Source organism: Streptomyces sp. NPDC051207 (assembly GCF_040682395.1).
GTDB lineage: Bacteria > Actinomycetota > Actinomycetes > Streptomycetales > Streptomycetaceae > Streptomyces.
The window spans coordinates 1-22,357 of record NZ_JBFBAX010000046.1 but is presented as its reverse complement, the minus strand read 5'-3'; the positions used below and the strand labels follow the sequence as shown (position 1 = coordinate 22,357).

Here is a 22,357-nt window from a genome sequence, read left to right as displayed (position 1 = left end):
AATTGAGGCGTTGACAGGAAACCGTTCAGGGGCTGCAGCAAAATGCGGCTCATACGCTCGGGAAAGGTAGTTTATGTACCATCGAATCGTTGCCGCCAAGCTCCGTAAGGCTTTTGCCGACATCAATGCCGGAAACTGGCAGTCCATGGTGGACACGCTGGCACCCGATTTCACCTACGTGTTCTACGGTGAGCACGCTCTTTCGGGCGAGCGGCATACGGTCGAAGCGATGAGCCTGTGGTGGCAGCGGGTCTTCAGGCTGATTCCCGACGCCGGTTTCGAGCCGCTGGAAATCGTCATCTCCGGCGGCCCCTGGCTGACCAAGGTGGCGACCCGGGTACGCATCGGCGGGCCGCTGCCCGACGGCACGCGCTACGACAACATCATGACCCAGTTCTTGTATCTGAAGTGGGGCAAAATCACCGAGATCCACACCCTGGAGGACACCGTCGTCCTCCAGCGGGCACTGGACTCGATCGCGGCCTCCGGCAACGCGGAGGCACACGCCGAGCCCATCACCGACGCGTACGCCGCACGTTCCGGCCGGCAGGACTGAGGAGCGCCGAACCCCGGGCCGAGGAGCCCGGGGAACGCGGTCGGCCCCGGCACCACCAGGTGCCGGGGCCGACGCCGTCATCCCAGGGCGCCCAGCTGCTTGGCGAGTTCGAGCCCGTCCAGCGAGAACCAGCTCTCCACGATCTTCCCGTCGTCGAACGCGTCGATCACGATGCCGCTGACAGCGAACTCGCGGCCGATGGCCGGCACCCCCTCGTAGGGCTCCCCGGTGTGGGTGCCGCGTGCGGTGAACCGGCTGACGACCTTGTCGTCCTCCAGGATCCAGTCGTCGACGGTCACGTGGAGGTCGGGGAAGGACGCGCGCTGGAGCCGCACCCACTCCTTGAGGTGCTCGACACCCTCCCGGCCGTTCGGGGCCGTTCCATGGCTGATGTGGTCGGCGTCGGCGCCCTCGTAGATCACATCGAGGTTGCCCTTGTTGAGGCACTCCTCGTAGTAGCGCTCCAGTACGGCCTTGTTCTCCAGCGGCTTCGACATCTTTACCTTCCCTGGTATCTGTTTCTTCTCAACAGAGATAAGTGGAGCAGTACACCGGGCCATTCGAGCCGTCAACCCGACGTGTCATTCGAACCGTGTCATTCAAAAGGGCAGCGGTCAACCCTTTCCGATCGGCCCGCGAAGGCCCGTGACAGTCATAACGGGAGCCCCTGTTTCCGCGTTCTTCACTTTCCATACCCCGAGGGTCGGATCCACCTCGATGAGGGAATCTCCGCGCTCCTCGGAATGGAGTGCGATACAGCCGAAGACCAGTGGGTCCTCAGCGACCGAAATCCCTTCGCTCTGCCTGGCGCCCGCCCGGATCACGTTCTCCAGCGCGGAGACGGAAAGCGCGGTGCGCGGTGCGCGGAGCGTCGCCCACAGGTCGTTGGGGACGCACGGCCGTACCACGGCCGAACGGCGGCTGTCCGGGCCCTCGGACCAAGCGGCGGCGGGCACCACCGACGAGCGCCAGCTCAGCAGCGGCCGGCCGGATCGCCAGGTGGTCGTCCGCTTCACATCGGGCCGGGGCGGGGCCGGGGAGCGAGCGCCGCCCGGCTCGTGGACGACGCGCAGGCGGGCCTCCGGCCCGTCCCCACCGTCCGACACCCGCCGGAACCGCACCTCGACCACCCATGTGTCCCCCTCGTGGGCACCGCGCACCTCCCGCTCCCACACGGTCGGGCCGGCGTCGAGCCGCAGCAGGTCCAGCGGTACGACCACCTCCTCCAGACAGCCGGCCCACAGCGCGGGGAAGTCGTCGGGCACGATCCACTCCGCGCCGCGCACGGCGCTCTCCAGCAGGATGCTCACGGGAACGGCCGCGGCGCCGTCCAGCAGGAAGTCGCCGAGGACCGGTGCCCGGTCACGGTCGAAGGTCACCCGCGACACCATGCGGACGTGCGGCTGGTACGTCGTCACCTCCCCGAGGTGGAAGATCCGCGGGTAGGTGCCGGTGAACCCCGGCAGGTCGGGCACGACGGGGTAGTCGGTCGCCTGGCCGGGGCTCATCGCCCTGCCCAGCGGCCCCACGAAGGTGACCTCCCCCTCGGAGCCGGCGCGCAGCTCGGCCTGCCACTTGGCGAGGCCGTCGGTGACGTCGATGGCAGCCATGTAGCGCAGCGTCGCCGAGAAGTTGGAGATGAGGCCGATACGGTCCCAGGTCGGCCAGGCCAGCGTCATGACGGGGAAGTCCGCACGGCGGCCGGCCCACCGGCCGAGCCGGGCCAGTCCCTCGTTGGCCGCAGCGTATTCGAGTTGGCCCACCATCCCGCCGAGCCGGCCGGTGAGGGAGCCCACGCTGCAGAAGAACTTGAGCCGGTGCTCCCGCAGTTCGCCGAAGAGGTTGAGGAAGCCCCCGATCTTCGTGCGGACGGTCCGCAGGATCTCCTCGTCGGTCTTCTTGGGCAGCCTCGCCGCGGTGTCCACCCCCGCGTTGTGCACGACCCCGGTCAGTGCGGCGCCCTCACGCGCCAGCAAGGAGCGCACCTGCTCCAGGTCGGTGAAGTCGCACCGGGCGTAGTCGACGCGCAGCCCGCTGGACCTGGCCTCGCAGATGTTGGTGGCGAGTTCCCACCGGCTGCGGACACGGGCGATGTCCTGCCTGATTTCGGCCAACGTTGTCCCCTGCCGCAGCCGGGACCACAACTGCTGCTCGTATGCCTTCAGTTCGCTCTCCCCGACGCCGAACCACGGTTCGTCGCCGGTGGGGAAGGCCTCCCGGCCCGTCACCACGACCCGCAGGCCGTAGGTGGCGGCGAGGGAGCGGGCCAGTTCCCAGCCGATGCCCCGACCACCGCCCGAGATCAGCACGGAGTCGTCGGGGCCGAGCGGGACGGCCGGATCCCCGGCGGGCCGGGCGACCGGGGTGAGCGTCAGCCGCTGCCCGTCGCGGTGACCGACCTCCAGCTCGCCTGGCCTGCCCAGTTCGGCGGCGACGATGCCCGGCAGGTCGGCGGCGGCGGTCAGGCTCGTGTCGACGACGCGTGCGTTGCAGTTCGGCAGCTCGCGGTGCAGCGTCTTCGCCAGCCCCGCCCAGATGCCGCCGAGCGGCTGCGCCAGGTCGTCCTGCGGATGGTGCCCCATGCCGCCGCCGAGATAGGTCACGGCCAGGTAGTACAGGCGCCGCGCCGACGTCTCGGCGGCCCAGTCGGCGTAGTGCTCGCGCAGCGCGGCGACCGTCTCCAGCAGCGGCTCGCGCCAGACCTCGTCCGGGTCACGGGTGCCGGACACGGCGGCGCCGGGCGCCGGGCCCCCCACCGTGAGGTCGACGATCGCGTCGACGGCGCCGTCGTCCCCGGGCCCGGGGGCCGCCGGGTGGCGGCGTACCAGGGCTCCGTGCCCGGTCAGTTCACGTGCCACGGCCGCGGCGGTCTCCTGGTCGCCGCCGAGGAGGAGGACCCGCATGCCCACGAGGCGCGCGGGGTCGGCGGGGGCCGCCGGCAGGGCGGTGAGCTGCCATTCCATCCGGCTCACCGCCTGCACCGGGGACTTGCCGCCGGCGCCTGTGGGCACCGGTTCCGGCAGCCTTTTGCGTACGGGCGCCATGCTGCGTTTTCCTTCCTCGTCAGTCACGGGTGGCCGGGACGGCTTCGCCGGTCCGGGCGTCGACATAGCCGATCAGCGTCGCCTGCATGTCCTTCATCTGCAGGAGCATCCGGCCGTCGGACCGGGTGGCGATGAACCGGTTGTCGACCAGGTCGGCGGCCAGGTCGAAGCCGGGCGGCGTGGCGTACAGGTCGATGTCCTCGCCGGCCCCGGACAGGGCCAGGTCGTTCGTCTCCTCGTACAGGTCGATGCGGCGGATCGACAGCGGCGCGGCGACGGGGATCAGACGACCGTCGACGAGGTCCAGTACGCCGACCCTGGCCAGGCCGTCCAGCAGGATGCTCGGAACGGTGAACTGCTGCCACGTCGGGTCGTCGCCGCGGAGCGACAGCGCGTAGCGGCCCCGCTTGCCGTTGGGGTGGATACGGGTGTCGGTGGTGGACACGAACGGCCCGGTCAGCCGCACCGGTGAGCCGGACTGGTGGTACGGGTCGGGCACCGGGATGTCGTCCGCGGTGTTCCACGCTTCCCACACAGGAGCAGCGGGGAAGGTGCCGGCGAGCAGCACCCGGGCCGTGAAGTGCACCCGGTCCTTGACGAGTACGACGCCGGCCGGTGACACCACGTCCTCGGTGATCCGCACCGCGACGGTGGTCGTGTCGCCCGAGGACGCGGCGATCTGCGCGTGCAGCCGCTTCGGGGCGGTCGGCAGGTCGCGGTAGACGCGCAGGAAGTGCTCGAACCGCAGGTCCTCGAAAGCGACGACGTGCTGGTCGGGCACCAGGTGCCGGGCGGCCTCCGCGGCCATTTCGGTGACGAACGTTCCCGGCAGGGTCGGCTCGCCGCGCACGGTGTGGTGTTCCAGGTAGCCGTCGGTGTCCAGGTCGAAGCGGCACTCGAACACGGCGGACGTCGCCGTCGACTCGACGACACGGCGCAGGAAGAAGCCGGGCGCCGACGGCTGTGGCTGCGGCGGGACATCATCCGTACCGGTGGCCGACGCGACCGCGTCCGCACTGGTGGCCGCACCTGCGGTCGCACCGGTGACCGTACCGCCCGTGAGGTAGCCGGGGTAGAACTCCTCGACGGTGGCGCGTTCGGCGTCCCCCAGGTGCACGAGGGAAGGCCGCCGGACGGGTGCGTGCAGTTCCTGTACGAAGTGGTGCACGCCTTCGGGGACGGCCATGTTGCTGTAGGAGCCGGCCCGCTCGTAGTACGCCTTCGTCAGCTCGTTGGCGCCCATGCCGACACCGGCCCACAGCGTCCACCCGATGGTGAACTCGTGGAGTTCCGAGGTGGCCGCCGCATAGGTGGCCGCGCTGCCCAGGAAGTCGTTGGCCGAGGCGTAGTCGGACTCGCCGAGCTGCCCGAAGTACCCGAGCAGGGAACCGAAGTTGCACCAGATGCGGGGCGGAGCATCGCGCAGCGCGTACTTGAGGTTGAGGTACGACTGGACCTTCAGGTCACGGATGGAGGTGAACTCCGCGAAGTCCTTGTCCTTGATCAGCGCCGAGCGCTGCAGCCCGGCGGCGTTGACCAGCAGGTCGATCCGCCCGTGTTCCTGGAGCACCGCACCGATGGCCTTCTCCACCTGGGCGTCGTCGCGCATGTCGCACTGCACGTAGGTGACCCGGCCGGCGCCGCTGCGCTCCGTCATCGCGTCGAGGTTGCGCCGGGCGTCACGGGCGTTGAGCATCCGGTCGAAGGACTTGTTGAGGTCCGCCACGGAAGGGCGCTTGCCCGTGTCCTTGCCTTTCGCCTTGCCCTTGTTCTTGGCCTTGGCGAGTTCGGCGGAGATGTGGGCCGCCCGGCCCGCCGCGAACTCCTCGTCGCTGCCGGCGAAGACCGACGGCGGGTAGCTGTCCAGGTCGTTGCTGCCGAACACGTGGATGCGGGGGCCGAACTCAGCGGCGACCGCCTTGAGCACCTCGGCGGTGATGCCTCGGGCGCCGCCGGCGACGACGACCACGGAGTCCCGGTCCAGGGCCGCCGGGGCGGAGGCGCCCAGGACGATCGGCTCGTCGTTCAGCCGGTGGGTGCGGCGCACCCCGTCGGTGTCGACGACTACGGGGAAGTCCCGGTACGCCCGGCTTTCCTCCTCCACCAGCCTCACCGCGTCGCCCACTTCGGTGGCCGAGGTGAGCAGCGCGAAACTGGTGCTGTCGGCGAGTTCCCGGCCGGCGCTCTTGAGCAGACCGGTGAACAGCCCCGAGAAGGGGTGCGGTGCGCCGCCGGGCACCGCGTCGAGGAACAGCATGACGAGGGTGGACTCCGCGGTGGACAGCCCGTCGTACGCGTGCTGGACAGCCAGGTAGGCCGCGTCGTGCAGGGCGAGAAGAGCCGGGGAACCCTCGGTGAGCGACTGCCCGGCGGGTGCCGAGCGCCCCAGGTCGGCCAGCACGCGCAGGTGCGTGACCGGTCGCCCGGCGCCCGCCAGGGCCTCGCGGACGGCGTCGGGGGTGACCTCGGGCAGGTGGTGCCAGCCGGGCCGGGGCGCCGTCAGCGCGGCGGTGGACAGCACGGTCAGGGCAGCGTCGGGGCCTGCCGCCTCGGCCAGCGGGCCGGGGGCGTCGGTGACGACGAGGGCACCGTCCGGCAGGAACGGAATCGGCTCGCGCACCCGCCGGGGCGGGGTCGCCTCGAGCACCGGTATCTGGCGGCGCACCCGCAGCGGTACGCCCTCCCCGGTGTTCGTGGCCGACAGGAAGCGCTCCGGCAGGGTGCCGGTCACGGCTGCGCCGTGTGACCGGCCCTGCTCCGGGGTGGACCCGGCGGGGGCGGCGGGGCCGGGCACGGTCAGCCGGAGCCGGGCGCCCGGTGCGCCGCCGGTCTGGTCGCAGGAGACCTCCACCGTGCCGGCGGGCCTGTGCAGGGCCTTCAGTACGGCGAGTCCCCCGGCGGCGCCCAGATAACGGGCGTGCTCGGGCTCCGTGCACCGCACGGAGTCCCGTACCGAGTCCCGCTCGGATACGGCGCCGGCCTGTGCGGCGGCGCTGTCGAGCGGCTCGTCGACGTACGCCAGGATCGGCAGGCCCTCGCGCTTCGCCCGTTCCTCGGTGGCGAGGGCGAACAGGAAGGCGCCCTCGGCGAGTTGCTGCTCCTGCTCCGGGAGCAGATCGCCGATGAGGGCGCGGTACTCCGGGAGGCTGTTGCCGTTGATGCCGCCGGCCAGCGCGAAGTCCAGCTCGCCGGTGCGCAGATAGCGGCCGGCCGAGGTGATCGACGACAGGGCGGAGGCGAAACCGGAGTCCATCGTCATGTTCGGGCCGTGCAGGTCGAAGTAGTTCGACACCCGGGCGGAGATGATGTTGGGCATCTGGCCGGGGAAAGCGTCCTCGTTGGACTCCGGGATCAACGCCCGCACCTGCTCGCGCAGTCGCTCCAGCACCTGGGCGGCGGCCGGGGACCCGGCCAGCGGTGAGTCGGCGAGGGCCTGCCCGATGTCGTCGAGGTAGCAGCGGTTCGCGTACAGCATGGCGGCCCGGGTCGGGCCCATGTGCCCGACGAAGACACCGGTCTTGGCGGCCTGCTTGCTCCAGAACTCGGGCATCTGGTCACGCAGCCGGTGGGCGCACTGCAGGATCATCAGCTGGCACCGGTCCAGGGCCCTGATGGTCTTGGGAGGCAGCCGGACCTCGTTGAACGGCGGCGACGGGTACGCGGTGCCGAAGGTGTCCAGCGGCGGCTTCCCGCCGGCCAGCCAGCCCGACACCTCCTTGTGGTCCGCCAGGCCGGGCAGGTGCGACGACCACCCGACGATGGCCACCCGGCTGTCGGGGTCCGGCTTCCTGGTGGCCGGGATCGTCCCGGCGGGGGCCGCCGTCGTCCTGGTGTGGGACGCCTCGGCCAGGGCTGCCCCTGCCGGAACCGCGTCGGCCGGGATGGGCTCGGCCACGTCGACCACGGCTGCCGCTGACGGAGCCGCGACGGCGGGGACGGCCTCCGACGAGGTCGCCGCCGACGGGTTCGCGGCGGGCGCCGCGACGCGCGGCTGGTTCTCGGCGACGATCAGGTGCGCGTTGGTCCCGCCGAAGCCGAACCCGGAGACGGCGGCGAGCCGCGGCCGGTCACCGCGCCCTGACCACTGCGCCGCCTCGGACGGGATGTCCAGCTGGGTGTCGGCGAGGCGGAAGTCCTCGCGGGGGTTGGTGAAGCGGTACTGGCCCGGAATGGTCCGCTTTTCGAGGCCTTTCAGGTTTTCGATGAGCGAGACGACTCCGGCCGCCCAGCCGGTGTGCCCGATCAGGGACTTGTTGGAGGTGACCGCGGTCGGCCGGGCCGTGCCGAAGTGCTCCCGCAAGGTGGAGAACTCCGCGAGGTCACCGGCGGGGGTGCCGGTCGCGTGCGCGTTGATCCAGTCCACGTCGTCGCCGTTCACGTCGCCGTTCTCCAGCGCGCGCCGCACGGCGAGACTCTGGCCGGCCGAGTTCGGCGCGTAGATCGCCTTGCCCTTGCCGTCCGAGGAGGAACCGAACGCCCGCAGCACGCCGAGGACCCGGTCGCCGTCCTCCTGGGCCTTGCTCAGCCGCTTGAGTACGACCAGGGCGGCGCCGTCGGCGAAGATCACGCCGTCGGCCGCCTCGTCCAGGGCGTGCACCTTGCCGCTCTTGGACAGTCCCTGGAGCTTGGAGAAGAGCACGGTGCCGCGCGGCGCCAGGGCGAAGGCCCCGCCGCACACCGCGATGTCCTGCTTGCCCATCAGCAGACCCTTGGCCGCGATGTCGATGGCGTAGAGCGAGGAGGAGCACGCGGTGTCGACCATGTGGAGCTCGGTGGACGCCGGCAGGATGCCCCGCATGGCCAGTTCGCCGACCCGGTGCGGCAGGAACCGGGACGGGCTGCTGCCGCCGCGCCGGTAGCGGCGGGTCAGCGAATCGTCGATGCCCCCGCGCAGCGCGGCACGCTCGTCGTCGGACATCGCCAGGTCGTCGACGATCTCGTGCGTCATCCTGGTCACGCCGGCCAGGACCCCGGCCTCCTCCAGGTGCTGGCTGCCGTCCGGGGTGTAACCGACCACGAAGGAGCAGCGGTCGGTGTCGCTGCGGCGGACCCCGTCGAGCGCCTGGACCATGCTGTGGCGGAGCCACTGGGTGGTGAACTCCTGCTCGTCGGGGGCCCCTTCCATGCCGTCCAAGGCGCCGTCGGCGGGCTGGAAGCCGGTGATGAACACACAGCGGTCGGCGTACGCCTTGTCCTCGGCTGCCGTGTCCGCCGAGTGGAAGCTCTGGTGCTGCCAGCGGTCCTCGGGGACCTCGACGAACAACTCGTCGCCCGCCATACGGAGCTTCCAGAATTCCTCCGGGCTGTTCGCCCCGGCGACGGCCAGGCCCATGCCGACGACGGCGATCGAGTCGTCCCCGAACTCCGTCACGGTGGAGGGCCCTTCGGCTGCCGCCACGGGCTCCACGGGCTCCTCGGGCGTCCCGGCCACGGCTTCGACGCGCCGCACCGGGGCCGGTTCCGGCACGGCGGTCGGCCGGGCCGCGGACAGCGCGGCGGGATCCGGAGCGGGCCGGCCCTGCTCCCCCGGCTGCTCCTGCGGCGGGGTGGGAGGCACGGCGGGAGGCGAGAGCAGGGCGGCGCCCAGTGTGAGGCCACCGTCGGCGAGGATGACCTGGCCGGTGATCCAGCGGGCGTCGTCGGAGGCGAGGAAGGCCACCACGGTGGCGAACTCCTCCGGTGTGCCGAGACGCCCCCAGGGGGTGGCCCGCGCTATGACGTCCTGCATCTGGGCCGCTTGCGGGAACTTGTCCGCCACCTCGCTGCTCAGCATGGCGGCGGACGCCGTGTTGACCCGGATGCCGAGCGGTGCCAGCTCCACGGCCAGGTACCGGGCCGCGGCCTCGGCCGCGGCCTTCGCCGGCGCACACGCCAGGTAGTTGGCCATCACCATCTGGGAGCCGCCGAGGGCGGAGACGGTGACGATCGAACCACCACCGCCCCTGGCCATCAGCGGCGCGGCAGCGCGTGCGCAGCGCAGCCCGCCCTTGTAGTTGACTTCGATGGCCCTGTCGAGGTGCTCGTCGGTGATCTCGTCCAGCGGCAGCAGCGCGCCGTCGGCGGCGCTGTTGACGAGGATGTCGAGCCGGCCGTGCAGCCGGTCCGTCTCCGCGAACATCCGGTCGACCTGTTCCTGCCTGGCCACTGATCCACGGACCAGGTCGACCCGGTGGCCCTCGGCGGTCAGCTCGTCGCGGGTTGCCTTGGCCCGGTCGTGCGAGTGGAAGTAGTTGAGGACAATCGAGGCGCCGCGCGAGGCGAGTTCACGCGCGATGGCCTTGCCTATCCCTTTTGATCCGCCGGTGACCAGGGCCACCCTGCCTGTGAGGTCGTTCATGGAACATGTGCCCTTCTGGAGCCGGGAGCGAGGGAAACCGGGAAGAAGCAGGGGGAAGCCGACGGAACGGGAAGCCGAGAGCAGCCCGCTGCGCGCTGTCAGCCGGCCGCGACGGCCTCCCGGCCGGACAGCTCCGTGAGCACGAAGTCGACGATCTTGTCCATGGTGTTGTAGTTCTCCAGGCGGAAGCCGGCCTCCCGTGTGGGCAGGCCGTATCGCTTGGAGGCGCGGGAGAGCAGTTCGACCTGCTTGACCGAGTCGACCCCCAGTTCGGCCTCGAGTTGCACGCCGTCCTCGAAGACCTCCTCCGGGTACTCCAGCGCCTCGGCGTACAGGGTCCGCAGTTCGGCGTGGATCTCCGCACGGTCCGGTGCCTCGGCGGACGGCGCCGGCGAGGAAGGAGCCGGTGCGGCAGGAGTGGTCGCTCCGGTGCCGGGCGAGGGTGCCTGCGCCGCCGGCTCCGGGGTGAAGTCGCCCAGGTCGTCGGCGATGCGCCGGAGCACCTCGTCGCCGTGCTGGGCCCAGTACGCCTCGAACACGTCGGCAGGCACTGTGGGGGCCAGCAGTTCGGCGAGGCCCGGGGACCCGGTGGCACCGGCCAGACCGGCGTCCCGCAGGATCCGCAGGGTGGCGTCCAGCGCGAGGCCGCCGTCGCGGTCGACCGCGAGTGACGGCAGGGCGCGTACGTCCGAGCCCTTGGTCAGCCGGACGACGAGCTTGGACAGCGCGGCCCGCCCGCCCGCTTCCACGAACGTGTTGACACCGGCGGTCTGCAGGTGGCGCACGGCGGCGGCGAACCGCACCGGGGTGACGAAGTGCTCGGCGAGACGGTCGGCCAGCGCGTCGTCGGGCTCGTAGTACCGCTGGAGGATCGGCGAGTACACCAGGCGCTGCAGCGGGTGCTGGTCCAGCTTGCCGACGTATGCGGCGAATTCGGGTACGGCGGGGGCGAGAGCCGGGGTGTGGAAGGGGTAGGGGGCGTCGATCTCGATGGCGCCGATGCCCAGTTGCCCGGCGATCGCGACAACCCGGTCGAGAATCTCGCCCGGGCCGCTCACTACGGTCTGCTCGTCGTGGTTCTCGGTGGCGACAGCCAGCATCGGGTCGTCCAGCAGTTCCAGCAGGCGGCGGGACCGTTCGGCGCCGGCGGACAGCGCCACCATGCGGCCCTCGACGCCGTTCTGCCGCTGGATGACCGCCACGCGCTGGGCGACGATCCGCACCCCGTCCTCGACGGAGAACGCCCCGGCGGCGACCAGTGCGGTGATCTCGCCGAGGCTGTGGCCGACGAGGACGTCCGGACGTACCCCCTGGGCGTCCAGGATCTCGTACGCGGCCAGGCCGGCGGCGTAGATGGCCACCTGGGAGACCCAGGCTTCGTCGTCGAGGAGTTCGCGCAGGTCCGTGGGGTGCGCCCCGAGGACGACGTCGGATATTCGGCGCGAGAACAGGCTCATGGTCTCCGCGTCGATACGCTCGAAGACCCGCCGGACCTGCGGGTGCTTCTCCTCGGCCAGGCGCAGGGCCGCACTGTCGAAACCGCCCTGGCCGGGGAAGAGGAAGGTGGTGCGCAGGTCCGTCGACGTGTGGACGGTCATGGTGGTGCCTCCAAGCTGGTGGTGCGGATCGGATGAGGACGAGGACGAGAGGGGAGGGCGAGGGTCAGGCCAGGTACTGGCCCATCGGGCCGAGGTTCTTGGCCACCAGCCGGTCGGCTGTGCGGGTCGCCCCGGGGATGTGCCGGGGCGCGCCGCGGGCCAGCCAGCGCACCATTCGCAGTTTCCAGCCCGGCCCGTTGCCCGGCTCCAGATGGTCGAGCAGGGCGTGGACGCTGGCCGGCGAGTAGAACTCCGCCGGGTGGATCATCGTGGCGAACATGCCGACCATCGCGCGGCCGTGTGTGGGGCTGCGGTTCATGGCCCGGATGAACGCCAGCTCCTCGCGCGAGTGGTCCGCGATCGTCGCGTGGTCCCGGGTGTAGAGGTAATGGCCGGTGACCAGGTCGTCGCGGTCGCGGGCGTAGCGGGCGAGCGCGGCCGGCAGCGGTTCGCTGCCGGAGAGGCCCGACCCGATGGCGGCGGCGAGGAGTTCCGCGCCGCGCAGCCCGTCGGTGATCCCGGCAGCGGTGATCGGGTCCCGGGTGTAGCCGGCGTCCCCGGCCAACGCCCAGCCGGGGCCGTGTGAGCGGCGCAGGAAGTTCGGTACGGATCCGGTCATCCAGCGGTCGACGCGCTTGGTCGCGCGCAGCAGATCGGCCCGCGCGGGATCCACCTCGTCGAACGCGGAGATGACCGTACGGTCGCGGTCCTCGTCGCTCGTCGCCTTGAAGTCGGCGACCGGCAGAGCCACTCCCACGATGGTCAGCCCGTCGTGGGTCGGCCAGGTGAACGCGTGCTTGCCGGCCTGTCGGTAGGTGCGGACCCGTCCGTCGTGCGGCAGTCCCTCCCAGTACGACCAGTGGCTCTTGTTGAGGACCGGGTGCGCGTCGTACTTCGGCGCGTCCACCAGCCTGGCCACGGTCGAGTTGGAGCCGTCGGCGCCCACCACGACCGGGGCGCGCTCGACGACGGGGGTGCGGTTCGCCGTCTCCCCCCGCACACCGGTGACCGTGCCCGCGTCGTCGGTGATCAGCTCCCGGACCGAGACGCCGGTACGCAGTTCCGCCCCGGCCCGGACCGCGGCGTCCAGCAGGATCTGGTCGAGCCTGGCTCGCTCCGGGGAGTACGCCTCGCCCACCCCGTCCACGGCGGGCAGCCGGGCCATCAGCTCCACCGGGCCGCTACGCAGGCCGTACTCGGTGATGGGCGGGCAGCCGGTGGCGGTCAACTCGTCGAGCAGACCCCAGCGTTTGAGCCGGAGTATGCCCGGCGGGTGGACCAGGTTGGTCGCCGCCGCCTTGCCTCCCGGGAACACGGCCCGGTCGAGCAACAGCACCTTGTGGCCTGCCCGGGACAGCAGCATGGCCGTGGCGGCGCCGCTGATCCGTGCGCCGACAACTATTGCGTCGTACATCTCGACTCCCTGCCACTGGCTGGTCGACTGTCGGGCGAATGCTTACGGTCCGGGGCCTTGCCCAGGGCGGCCCAGGGCTCCGGGCGGCTGTCAGCGCTGCGAGGGTTCCAGCACGTCAGCCGGGTCAGTCGGGGCCGACGGGCCGGCCGGATCCGTCTTCCCGGTGTCCGGGCGCTCCTCGTCCTGTTCTTCCTGCCACGCGTCGTTCTGCTCCCTGGACCGGCGCGGTGCGGCGAGGATGGCGAGGCAGCCGAGGGCAGCGATCGCGGCGCCGACCCAGGTGGCCGGGACCAGGCCGTCCACGAAGGTCTGCGGCGAGCCGTAGCCGCCCTGGGCGGTGAACACCGACATCAGCACGGCCACGCCGAGCACACCGCCGAGCTCCCTGAAGGTGTTGTTGGCTCCGGAGGCGACCCCCTGGTCACGGGGGGCGACGATGTTCATGGCCATCTCGGCGACGGGGGCGAAGAACAACCCGAGTCCGACGCCGCCGAGCACCAGCCCGGGAACCTGGTCGGCGTAGTCGGTGTTCACCTCGGTCACCAGGGCGAGCCAGCCGAGGCCGACCGCCTCGAACAGCAGGCCCGCGGCGACCACCAGCCGGTTGCCCAGCCGTCCGGTGAGCAGGGCGGTGAACGGGGCGACCAGGACCGGCATCGCGGTCCACGGCAGCATCCGCACCCCCGCTTCGAGCGGCGAGAAGCCCTGGATGTTCTGCATGAACTGGGTCAGCAGGAACACCAGCCCGAACATGGCCGCGAACATCAGGAGGCTGACCGAGTTGACGGCGCAGAACGAACGGCTGCGGAACAGCCGCATCGGCAGCATCGGGTGGGGGGTGCGCAGCTCCCAGAGGACGAAGGCCGCGATGAGCGCCACTCCGGCGATCAGGTAGGTCAGCACCTCGCTGCTGGCCCAGTCGTGCTCGGTGGTCCGCACGAGGGCGTACACCACTCCGAACATGCCGAGGCTCAACAGGACGGTGCCCGTCTTGTCGAGCGTGCTCTCCGGGTGCTTGCTCTCGGCGAGCTTCCACAGGCTGAGTGCCAGCACCACCACACCGATCGGCACATTGACCCAGAAGATCCACTCCCAGGAGATCTTCTCGACGACGGCGCCGCCGATCAGCGGCCCGAGCGCGACAGCCAGTCCGCTCAGCGCACCCCAGATGCCCAGCGCGAGGGCACGCCGACGGGGCGGCACCGCGACGGTCAGCAGGGTCAGCGTCAGCGGCATGACGATGGCGGCGCCGAAGCCCTGCACGGCACGGGCGATGATCAGCTGCTGGGAGGTGTCGGCGAGGGCGCACGCCGCCGACGCCGCGGTGAAGACGACAAGTCCCGCCACGAACATCCGGCGGCGGCCGAAGCGGTCACCGGCCGCCGCACCGGCCATCAGGAAGACGGCGAAGGACAGGGTGTAGGCGTTCACCGTCCATTCCAGATCCTGCAAACTCGTGTCGAGCGACTCCTGAATGGCGGGCAGAGCGGTGATGACGACGAGGTTGTCCAGCGCCGCCATGAAGACCGCGAGTCCGGTCACGATCAGGGTCCATAAGGAGTGACCGCGAGAACTGGGCCGACTTGACATGGAAAGCCCTCCGAGGGTGGGTGGTGGGGGGTACCGGACGTGGCGGTGCGTGCGGCACGGACGGCTACGCCGGGTGCGGCACGTTCATCGCGTCGAGTTCGTCGAGGGCCTCACGCCACAGGACGGCCAGCCGCTGGGCGTCCGGCAGTCTGCGGTCGTACAGGAAACTGACCCGGACCCGTGAGCCGCAGGACAGCAGCGTCACGGACAGGGCGTTGCCCGGCAGCAGCACACCGAGGGGTATCGCATCCACGACCTGGTCGCCGCGGAAGGAAAGAGAGCCCGGCAGCACGTAGTTGGAGGCGTACAGCGGAGACGAGCGGGGGCTGAGCAGGCGCCTCACCGTCCAGCGGGTCAGGGCTGCAGGCAGCAGGGCGATCAGCGCCCTGCTGGCCGGCCGCAGACCGTTGCAACGCATCCGCTGGGTGCTGCCGACGAGCTGCGCGAACGCCTCGGCGGGCGGCAGTTCCTGGCTGGGCAGTGTGACAACGGCCGTCGTGAGGTGGTTGCCGACGGCGTCCTCCTCACCGTCCTGCCGGGTACTCAGCGGCATCCGCACCGGTACGGGCGACGCGCGGAACACCGAGCGGACGTCGCGGCGGCCGTCGCCCGTCGTGCTCCAGGCGGACAGCGCGCCCCACAGTGCCATGAGGAAAACGTCGTTGACGGTGCCGCCGAATCCCCTTCCCAGTTCGATCAGTTCGCGCCGGGTGGCACTCGTACTGCACATGGCCAGGTTCTCCGGGCCGGAGTACGTCCTGGGCCAGAGCCGGCCGGGTGCCAGCCCCCGCACCATGCCGGCGCCCACGCTGAGCGTGCCGTGCAGCAGCTCCAACGGCCCGGCGGTGCACAGCGGTCCCGCGCGCAGCCCGTCCCGCTGCCCGTCCCGGGGTGTCGGCCACGAGTGCGGAGTGCCGCCGAACAGGACGGCGGCGACGCGGGCCGCGCCCATCCCGTCCTCCAGGCCATGGTGGACCCGGTAACAGACGGCGTACTCACCGTCCGCGTATCCGTGGACGAGGTGCATCGACCACAGGGGGCCGCTCTCGCTCAGCGGCAGGCGCACCAGAGCGGTCAGCGCCTCGTCCAGCGGGGTGCCGGCCGGGAGCTCCATCTCCTGCACGTGGTCGCGCAGGTCGAAGCCGGCACTGGGGGCGCGGAACGCGCCGCGCCTGCCGGTCACCACCCGGTGGGTCAGCCGCGGCAGGCCGGGCAGTCGTTCCGCCAGGTGGTCATGGAGCTCGTCCAGCGATGGCGTATCTCCACGGAACCGCAGCAACTGCCCTTGGAGCAGGCTGAGTCCGCGGTCCATGGCGAGAAAGACCTCGTCGATCGGGTTGAGTGGATGTTTCACTATCGGCTCCCAGTCGATTGTGTCGGGGAAACCGGTGTCGGTAACGGCACGCGGGTACGGTCCGGGGCGCGGTTCCAGCCCTGTCGGCCCAGGACGGGTGGGCCGCGGCCTCCGGCTGCTTTCGCGGGGGCGGCTCATGACATGCCCCGGGCGCGGCCCGCGGGGCCCGGCCGGTGTCTGCCGGCGACGCGGCGCCAGGAGCCGGCCGGGCGGATGCGGCCGTCGCCGCCCCATCGCACGCCCACCGGGCCCGGCGCCGACGGCGGCGCGGTGGTGTCCGCCTGCTGCGCCAAGGCTCCCAGGACGACGGTGACCGCGGCCAGTTCGAGATCGTCGGGACGCCCCCGCACCACCGTGAGCATGGGGCCCGTGGTCTTCGTTGTACCCGTGCCGTCCGTGGTGTCCGCGGTGCCCGTCATACCGGCGGGTTGCCGTGCTTGCGCGACGGCAGGTCGACGTCCTTGGTACGCAGGACACGCAGCGCCTCGATGAGCACCGAGCGGGTGTGCGCGGGGTCTATGACATCGTCGACGAGGCCGCGTTCAGCGGCGTAGTAAGGGTGCATGAGTTCTTGCCTGTACTCCTTGACCAGCTGAGCCCGGGTCACCTCCGGAGCGTCAGAGGCGGCGATCTCCCGGCGGAAGACGACGTTCGCCGCCCCCTCGGCGCCCATCACCGCGATCTCGTTCGTCGGCCAGGCGTACGTCAGGTCGGCGCCGACGGACTGGGAGTCCATGACGATGTACGCCCCTCCGTAGGCCTTGCGCAGCACCAGGGAGATACGCGGCACGGTGGCATTGCAGTACGCGTACAGCAGCTTCGCGCCGTGCCGGATGATGCCGTTGTGCTCCTGGTCCACGCCGGGCAGGAAGCCGGGTACGTCGACGAGGGTGACCAGGGGGATGTTGAAGGCGTCGCAGGTGGAGACGAACCGGGCGGCCTTCTCCGAGGCGTGGATGTCCAGTGCTCCGGCCAGGTGGGTGGGCTGGTTGGCAATCACGCAGACGGTCCGCCCGTCCAGCCGGGCCAGCGCACAGATGATGTTGCCCGCCCAGCCCGCGTGCGTCTCCATCAGCTCGCCGTCGTCGACGATCTCCTGGATCACCGCGCGCATGTCGTACGGCCGGTTCCCCTCGGCGGGGACCAGGTCGGCGAGCGCGTCGGTCCGGCGGTCCGCCGGGTCGCCGGGTTCGAGGGCCGGTGGCAGTTCCCGGTTGTTGGACGGCAGCAGCGACAGCAGGTAGCGCACTTCCTCCAGGCATTCGGCCTCGTCGTCGTGGACGAACCCGGCGACGCCGGAGACCGTGCCGTGGACGTCGGCGCCGCCGAGCCCGTTCTGCGTGATCTCCTCACCCGTCACCGCCTGGACCACGTCAGGTCCGGTGATGAACATCTGCGAGGTCTCACGGACCATGAAGACGAAGTCCGTCAGGGCGGGCGAGTAGGCGGCGCCGCCCGCGCACGGACCGAGCACCACCGAGATCTGCGGGATCACACCCGAAGCCCTGGTGTTGCGCTGGAAGATCCCGCCGTACCCGGCCAGTGCGGAGACACCCTCCTGGATACGGGCCCCGGCACCGTCGTTGAGCGACACCAGCGGGGCGCCCGCCTTGACGGCCATGTCCATGATCTTGTGGATCTTCATGGCGTGGGCCTCACCGAGCGAGCCGCCGAAGATGCGGAAGTCGTGGGCGTACGCGAAGACGGTGCGGCCGTGGACCGTGCCCCAGCCGGTGACGACGCCGTCGGTGTGAGGCCTGCGGTCCTCCAGGCCGAAGCCGGTGGCGCGGTGCCTGCGCAACTGCTCGACCTCGGTGAACGAACCTTCGTCGAAGAGGAGATCCAGGCGTTCGCGGGCGGTCAGCTTGCCCCGGGCGTGCTGCTGCTCGGTGGCGTGCGCGCCGGCCCCCTGCTCGGCGGCCAGGCGGGTGGCGTGCAGGGCGTCGATGCTGTCCCGCATGCCGGGCGTGGCGGGCTCGGGGGCATGCGCCGCACGAGTCTGCGCGGGGCTCTCGGCGAGAGCGGCGGGCTGGGCCGGCATGGGCGTGTCCTTTCTCCGTCACCGAGAAGGGGTGGAGGGGAGAGCGAGAGCGGCGAGATTCCACGAAGTCGCGCTCGGGACCTTCTCAGGGTGCGTCTCGGGAAAACCTTCGGAGAAAAACCGGGCCCGTAACCTCGGCCTTTCCTTCCAGGCATGAACTATCTTGTATCCATGCTGTGCGGTACTGCACCTTGGTACAGGCGGCTATGAGAATGGGTGACAAGGCCTGCTTGCAACCTGGATTCAACACCCAATCTGCCCAGCACTCGTGTCACATGGAATTTGACTGCGCTTTCGGTGATATTCAGTTCGCGCGCGACAATGCGGTTGGAATATCCCTCGCCGAGGAGACTGAATACTTCCGCCTCACGCGCGGAGAGCAGCGGAACCCGATCCGACTCCAGCTTCCAGGAGAGCGGTGCGTCATCTCCTGCACCGGCCGGGCCTGCGATGTGACCTGCGGCGTGGCTCGCGGCGCGGCCTGCGAAAACAGACCGCGGCAGGACCTTCGGTGTCACCTGCTGCGGCACTGGCTGCCGGGCAGCAAACCGCTTTCTTCTCCTCGTCCGGCCGCTCTTCCGGCGGTGCGTGCGAACGGGTATCGACAGCGCAGACCAAGACAGCTCCCCCTGACGGCGAATCCGGAGCGTCGGAGCTCCGGCTCATCACCGTTCGAGTATTAGGCACCGGCACCGGGGTCTGTCAAGAAACGAAAATCCTCTCCCGCGGGATGAGAATGCGCGCCGCACCGTTCCCGGCACATGAGAAACGACACCGGATTCTCATGCGCGAAGCGAATGTTTCGTGAACGCCGGTCACACCGGATGCCCCGGCAGGAAGTGTTTGTGACAGCGGGATCACATCGCGATGGCGGCGACGATTCCGCTGGAGGCCCCGCGTACGCGGACCTCACGGGACTTCCGGGAACCTACTTCCGGGAACCTCTCGCCTGCGGGGTCGGATCGGGCCGTGCGCAGGCCCTCCGCGGGGCCATGGCCCGGTACGCCCGGGGCGAGACCAACCGGGCGTACCCGCACCGTGGAGCCGCACCGCGTACCCGTACCGCGGAGCCGCGCTCACCACTTGCGGCTCCGCGGTCGCGCCCTGTGGGCGGCCGGGACCAGGACGAGTTGGTCCCGGCCGCCGGAATCAGAACGAGCTGGCGGTCTCCGACGACCAGGCTCCGCGCCCGCCCGCCTCGCTGAACACCGCGGCGGCCCCCTTCATGGCCCTCAGAATGCCGGCCGGCCACTCAGGCATGGCCTCCTTGGGCTTGAGTACCGCCACGGAGCCCATGATCAGCCCATCCCAACGGACCGGCACACCAAGGCCGTTCCAGCCGGTGGCGCACTCCTCCGAGTCGATGGCCACCCCTTGTTCGCGCACGGCCGTGAGGGAGGCCAGCAGGGTGTCTTCGTCCCGGAGCACGCCGGGGCCCGCGTCCACGGGAGTCGGCTCGGCCAGCACGCCTTCCTGAATGACCTCCGGCAGGTGGGCGAGGATCGCCCGCCCGCAGGCACCCGTACGCAACGACTGAAAGACCGCCAGGAGGGCACGCTGGCTGATGCCGAGCTCCGACAGGTCCGAGTTGCCGACCGCCATGTCCAGGCACTGCTTCTTGGCGCCGCCGAAGGGGGCCAGCCCGAAGAGAAACACGAGCCCTCCGTCGGTGGCTCTGCGTAAGTCCTCTAACACCCCGTGCGCCTCAGCGGTGTTGGGCGCGTGCGTGAGAGCCTTCAGGCCGAGACGCGCGGCGCCGGAGCCGAGCCGGTAGAGGCCACGCCCCTCGCGTACGAATATGCCGTCGTGAACACCGGACTGCAGAATCCGGTGAACCGTCGAGTCGTCCAGTCCCGTCGCCTCGGCCAGCTCACCCGGACCGTGCATCTGCCCTTCGAGCTCGGTGAAAGCTCGTTGGACCCGGAAGACCCGCACGGCGTGTTCGCTTCCTCCTTGATTACCGCTCTTGACCATGTTTCCCCGTTCCCCGTTCCTTTGTGGCGCCCTTCCTGGCACCAGGGCCCATGCCCGACCACGGCACCAACGCCCTCCACGATCTTACTGTTCCCGCATAAACTCGCTGGTGACAGTGTGTGGTCGGCCCAGGGCGCAGTGTCGACGTTGCTGTCGTTCCGTTTCCCCGAGCCGCCCGAACCGGACGTGCGTGTCTCCACGCATCCGGCTCTCCACGTGTCTTGCCCTGCGGTCAGCCGGTTCCGGCTGCCGAATTGATGGTCCACGGAACCGCGACGCGTGCTCCGCGCTATCGCTATCGCCAGCATTTGATCATGACGCTGAATGCGCCGAGGAATGCGCTACCGCCGTCGGCAAACCGCCACCCCTGATTCACAGAATCTCTTCAACCGGCTGCCGGGAATGCTGTGTTTGCCACAAGAATGCAGCAACCAGCTGGTGGGCACGGGTGCGACCGGACGGACCGCGGTGAAGTCCCCGAACTCGTCGCGGGTGGCGGAGAGCGACAGCAGCCACTCGTCGCAGCCTTGTCACGGATGGAGGTCGCCACTGCCTCCGCGCACCGCCCGTGGTCCGTTCCCGGTACGGGGGCGTGCATCCGCGGGCGCGTCGGTGAAATGCGGGATCCACACGTCGGCGCAGACCTCGTTCATGCCTGCGGCAGCGGTGCCCGGCCAGCGCCCGTTCTGTGCTCGGCTCACGGGGCCGGACCAGGTGCGATGTCCGACCTCGTTGCTAGTGTGCCGCGTCCGGTGAGAAGACGACGAGAGGATGACATCCGTGCAGGACGTGAGGTGCCATGAGGTCAGCGCACAGCACATGACCCGGGCACTCGACGACATCAGCCGGCGGACCAGGCAGCGGTGGCATTGGATGCGCTACGACGACCCGTCTCCGAAGAAGTTGCAGGAGATGCGTGACGAGCTCCTCGATTACGTCGCCGCGTGCACCGTGGCGGACCCCGGGCTCGACGGGTCATCGCGTGCGGCACTGCGGACCGCGGCGGAGTGCTCCCTCGGGGTATTGAGCGTGGGGTGCTTCCCGAACGGCGACCAGGAGATTCTCTTCCCGCTCATCGATGAGCAGCTCAGCAGCGAGCACATCGCATTCGAAGACGTCGTCGAGCAGGCGCCCACGGCACAGACATGGCTCGACGTGTTCGCCCTCTGCCTGGTCAGCGGCCTGGTTTGGGACTGGCAACGGGTAATTGGTCTGCTGTTGCGAAACGACTATGCGCCCGCGATCCGCGACGGGGTGCCGTACTCGAAGCTGACCGCGACGTCGGATCCGGCCGATCTTGCCGCCATGGACGCACTGTGCCTCTACCTGACCGAGGCGAGCGGACACCTGCCCCGCGACTGGCCCTCCGTGCCCCTGCACAAGCCGGACACAGACGAGCGCGCAGAGGCTGCCCGGCAACTTGACCTGAACAGGCCCCTGGCAGCGGACCATCGTCTTCTTCGCATACTCCTTGACGACGACCAGCACGCCTTTGAGCAGGCTCTCGTGGCCAGGCTCATCGAGCACCGGGCAAGCGTGGGACCCGATCCCGCCCCCAGGACTCTGCTGCCGACCGGCGCCCTCGCCTTGGCCGCCCTTGCGGTCCAAGTGCACGGGTGGGAGTTGAGCGTGCAGTCCGGCTATCTGCCGCACGGCATGGTGGGAAGAGGCGGCTGCCCTGACTGCGCGGACACGGCCTAGCTAGGTGGGGCGCCTGGTCCTTGGCGCGGCAGGCCGGGCAGATCAACTGGGCCCCGCAGGGCGGGTTGGTCAGGTGCGGGTAACGGTGAAGCCGCTCTTCAGGGCGCGGGTCCATACATCGCCTGCAAGCCCTCGGCCCGGGCACGGCTCACCAGTTCGTCGATCAGCTGGTCGTCCACGGCCTTCGCCGACACAGCCACTGCCGCCTCGCCGACCTCATCCTCGGCCACGTTCTCACTGGTCATCGATGCATCCTCCATGATCGGGAGTTACACCGAACGATTTACAGTCCCCCTGGCACTGTGCGCAGTGACCGGCGGGCCAGGGTTTTGCCTTCGACTGGACCGGGGCTTCTGTCGATCAGGGCTGCGACCGGGGCAGGCACGGTTAGCAGGAGCGTGTGCAGCCGCGTGACCTGGACGGTGTGTCAGATCCGCCACGGCACGGTTTGGGGGTTCACGCGGGGATCGTGGCCCAGTGCACGCTGGGGAAGGCGATCCCGTACGCGGGAGCAGTCAGGCTGTTCCCGCTGCGCTCGGCCGTGCGGATGTGGCCCGGCTATGCAGAGCCCTTCGGCCGGGCGCCTGTTCGTGTGGCGCCCGGCCGACCGGTGTCGTCAGCTCTTCGGCATGAGGACGGTGTCGATGATGTAGACGTTGGCGTTGGCGGTCTTGACGTTGCCGCAGGCCACCTTGGCGGAGTCGTTGACCGTGTAGGACTCGTCGGAGCCGGACGTGGTCAGCTTCGA

At 70.3% G+C, this 22,357-nt stretch carries 15 protein-coding genes; 2 read left to right on the top strand and 13 right to left on the bottom strand.

Features of this window, described 5'->3' with window-relative positions:
* Positions 1 to 73 precede the first annotated feature (73 nt).
* The gene (locus AB0M97_RS28845; protein WP_365963918.1) at positions 74 to 556 is read left to right on the top strand and encodes a nuclear transport factor 2 family protein; all 483 of its coding nucleotides are present in this window, start codon (positions 74 to 76) and stop codon (positions 554 to 556) included.
* A 77-nt stretch (positions 557 to 633) separates the two neighbouring features.
* Here AB0M97_RS28845 and AB0M97_RS28840 read toward each other — a convergent pair whose 3' ends face one another.
* From AB0M97_RS28840 to AB0M97_RS28790, 11 genes are all read right to left on the bottom strand, one after another.
* A complete protein-coding gene (locus AB0M97_RS28840; RefSeq protein ID WP_365963917.1) occupies positions 634 to 1,053 on the bottom strand; it encodes an ester cyclase in 420 nt (139 codons plus the stop codon).
* A gap of 117 nt (positions 1,054 to 1,170) precedes the next feature.
* The gene (locus AB0M97_RS28835) at positions 1,171 to 3,600 is read right to left on the bottom strand and encodes a KR domain-containing protein (protein WP_365963916.1); all 2,430 of its coding nucleotides are present in this window, start codon (positions 3,598 to 3,600) and stop codon (positions 1,171 to 1,173) included.
* Between the two features lie 19 nt (positions 3,601 to 3,619).
* Complete coding sequence (locus tag AB0M97_RS28830; RefSeq protein WP_365963915.1) at positions 3,620 to 9,937, bottom strand: SDR family oxidoreductase; 6,318 nt, start codon at positions 9,935 to 9,937, stop codon at positions 3,620 to 3,622.
* Between the two features lie 98 nt (positions 9,938 to 10,035).
* Positions 10,036 to 11,535 carry an acyltransferase domain-containing protein gene (locus AB0M97_RS28825; RefSeq protein ID WP_365963914.1) on the bottom strand — a complete coding sequence of 500 codons (1,500 nt, stop codon included), beginning with the start codon at positions 11,533 to 11,535 and terminating at the stop codon, positions 10,036 to 10,038.
* A 64-nt stretch (positions 11,536 to 11,599) separates the two neighbouring features.
* Positions 11,600 to 12,949, bottom strand: a complete 1,350-nt coding sequence (locus AB0M97_RS28820) for an NAD(P)/FAD-dependent oxidoreductase (RefSeq protein ID WP_365963913.1) — start codon at positions 12,947 to 12,949, stop codon at positions 11,600 to 11,602.
* Between the two features lie 90 nt (positions 12,950 to 13,039).
* Entirely contained in the window at positions 13,040 to 14,539 is a 1,500-nt protein-coding gene (locus AB0M97_RS28815; RefSeq protein ID WP_365963912.1) for an MFS transporter, read from the bottom strand.
* 64 nt (positions 14,540 to 14,603) lie between these two features.
* Positions 14,604 to 15,893, bottom strand: coding sequence for a wax ester/triacylglycerol synthase domain-containing protein (locus AB0M97_RS28810; protein WP_365963911.1), 1,290 nt, complete (start codon positions 15,891 to 15,893; stop codon positions 14,604 to 14,606).
* A gap of 134 nt (positions 15,894 to 16,027) precedes the next feature.
* Complete coding sequence (locus AB0M97_RS28805) at positions 16,028 to 16,312, bottom strand: acyl-CoA carboxylase subunit epsilon (RefSeq protein WP_365963910.1); 285 nt, start codon at positions 16,310 to 16,312, stop codon at positions 16,028 to 16,030.
* Complete coding sequence (locus AB0M97_RS28800; protein WP_365963926.1) at positions 16,309 to 17,853, bottom strand: acyl-CoA carboxylase subunit beta; 1,545 nt, start codon at positions 17,851 to 17,853, stop codon at positions 16,309 to 16,311. Before AB0M97_RS28800 ends, AB0M97_RS28805 begins: the two co-directional genes overlap by 4 nt.
* A gap of 239 nt (positions 17,854 to 18,092) precedes the next feature.
* Positions 18,093 to 18,452 (bottom strand): helix-turn-helix transcriptional regulator, encoded by a 360-nt coding sequence (locus tag AB0M97_RS28795; RefSeq protein ID WP_365963925.1) that lies wholly within the window; start codon positions 18,450 to 18,452, stop codon positions 18,093 to 18,095.
* 631 nt (positions 18,453 to 19,083) lie between these two features.
* Positions 19,084 to 19,908, bottom strand: a complete 825-nt coding sequence (locus tag AB0M97_RS28790) for an IclR family transcriptional regulator C-terminal domain-containing protein (RefSeq protein ID WP_365963909.1) — start codon at positions 19,906 to 19,908, stop codon at positions 19,084 to 19,086.
* Positions 19,909 to 20,688: 780 nt separating this feature from the next.
* Here AB0M97_RS28790 and AB0M97_RS28785 point away from each other — a divergent pair.
* Entirely contained in the window at positions 20,689 to 21,609 is a 921-nt protein-coding gene (locus AB0M97_RS28785) for an immunity 49 family protein (RefSeq protein WP_365963908.1), read from the top strand.
* A 98-nt stretch (positions 21,610 to 21,707) separates the two neighbouring features.
* Here AB0M97_RS28785 and AB0M97_RS28780 read toward each other — a convergent pair whose 3' ends face one another.
* Together AB0M97_RS28780 and AB0M97_RS28775 are read right to left on the bottom strand one after the other, a co-directional pair.
* Entirely contained in the window at positions 21,708 to 21,854 is a 147-nt protein-coding gene (locus tag AB0M97_RS28780) for a hypothetical protein (RefSeq protein WP_365963907.1), read from the bottom strand.
* 371 nt (positions 21,855 to 22,225) lie between these two features.
* Positions 22,226 to 22,357: fasciclin domain-containing protein (locus AB0M97_RS28775; protein ID WP_365960362.1), on the bottom strand; the 132-nt coding region annotated here is incomplete at its 5' end.

What these genes read in the sequence shown, in the direction of transcription:
- AB0M97_RS28820 (WP_365963913.1), bottom strand. Translation starts at nt 12,949, where the DNA reads ATGTACGACGCAATAGTTGTCGGCGCACGGATCAGCGGCGCCGCCACG.
- AB0M97_RS28830 (WP_365963915.1), bottom strand. Translation starts at nt 9,937, where the DNA reads ATGAACGACCTCACAGGCAGGGTGGCCCTGGTCACCGGCGGATCAAAA.
- AB0M97_RS28800 (WP_365963926.1), bottom strand. Translation starts at nt 17,853, where the DNA reads ATGCGGGACAGCATCGACGCCCTGCACGCCACCCGCCTGGCCGCCGAG.
- AB0M97_RS28840 (WP_365963917.1), bottom strand. Translation starts at nt 1,053, where the DNA reads ATGTCGAAGCCGCTGGAGAACAAGGCCGTACTGGAGCGCTACTACGAG.
- AB0M97_RS28825 (WP_365963914.1), bottom strand. Translation starts at nt 11,535, where the DNA reads ATGACCGTCCACACGTCGACGGACCTGCGCACCACCTTCCTCTTCCCC.
- AB0M97_RS28805 (WP_365963910.1), bottom strand. Translation starts at nt 16,312, where the DNA reads ATGACGGGCACCGCGGACACCACGGACGGCACGGGTACAACGAAGACC.
- AB0M97_RS28815 (WP_365963912.1), bottom strand. Translation starts at nt 14,539, where the DNA reads ATGTCAAGTCGGCCCAGTTCTCGCGGTCACTCCTTATGGACCCTGATC.
- AB0M97_RS28835 (WP_365963916.1), bottom strand. Translation starts at nt 3,600, where the DNA reads ATGGCGCCCGTACGCAAAAGGCTGCCGGAACCGGTGCCCACAGGCGCC.
- AB0M97_RS28845 (WP_365963918.1), top strand. Translation starts at nt 74, where the DNA reads ATGTACCATCGAATCGTTGCCGCCAAGCTCCGTAAGGCTTTTGCCGAC.
- AB0M97_RS28790 (WP_365963909.1), bottom strand. Translation starts at nt 19,908, where the DNA reads ATGGTCAAGAGCGGTAATCAAGGAGGAAGCGAACACGCCGTGCGGGTC.
- AB0M97_RS28780 (WP_365963907.1), bottom strand. Translation starts at nt 21,854, where the DNA reads ATGACCAGTGAGAACGTGGCCGAGGATGAGGTCGGCGAGGCGGCAGTG.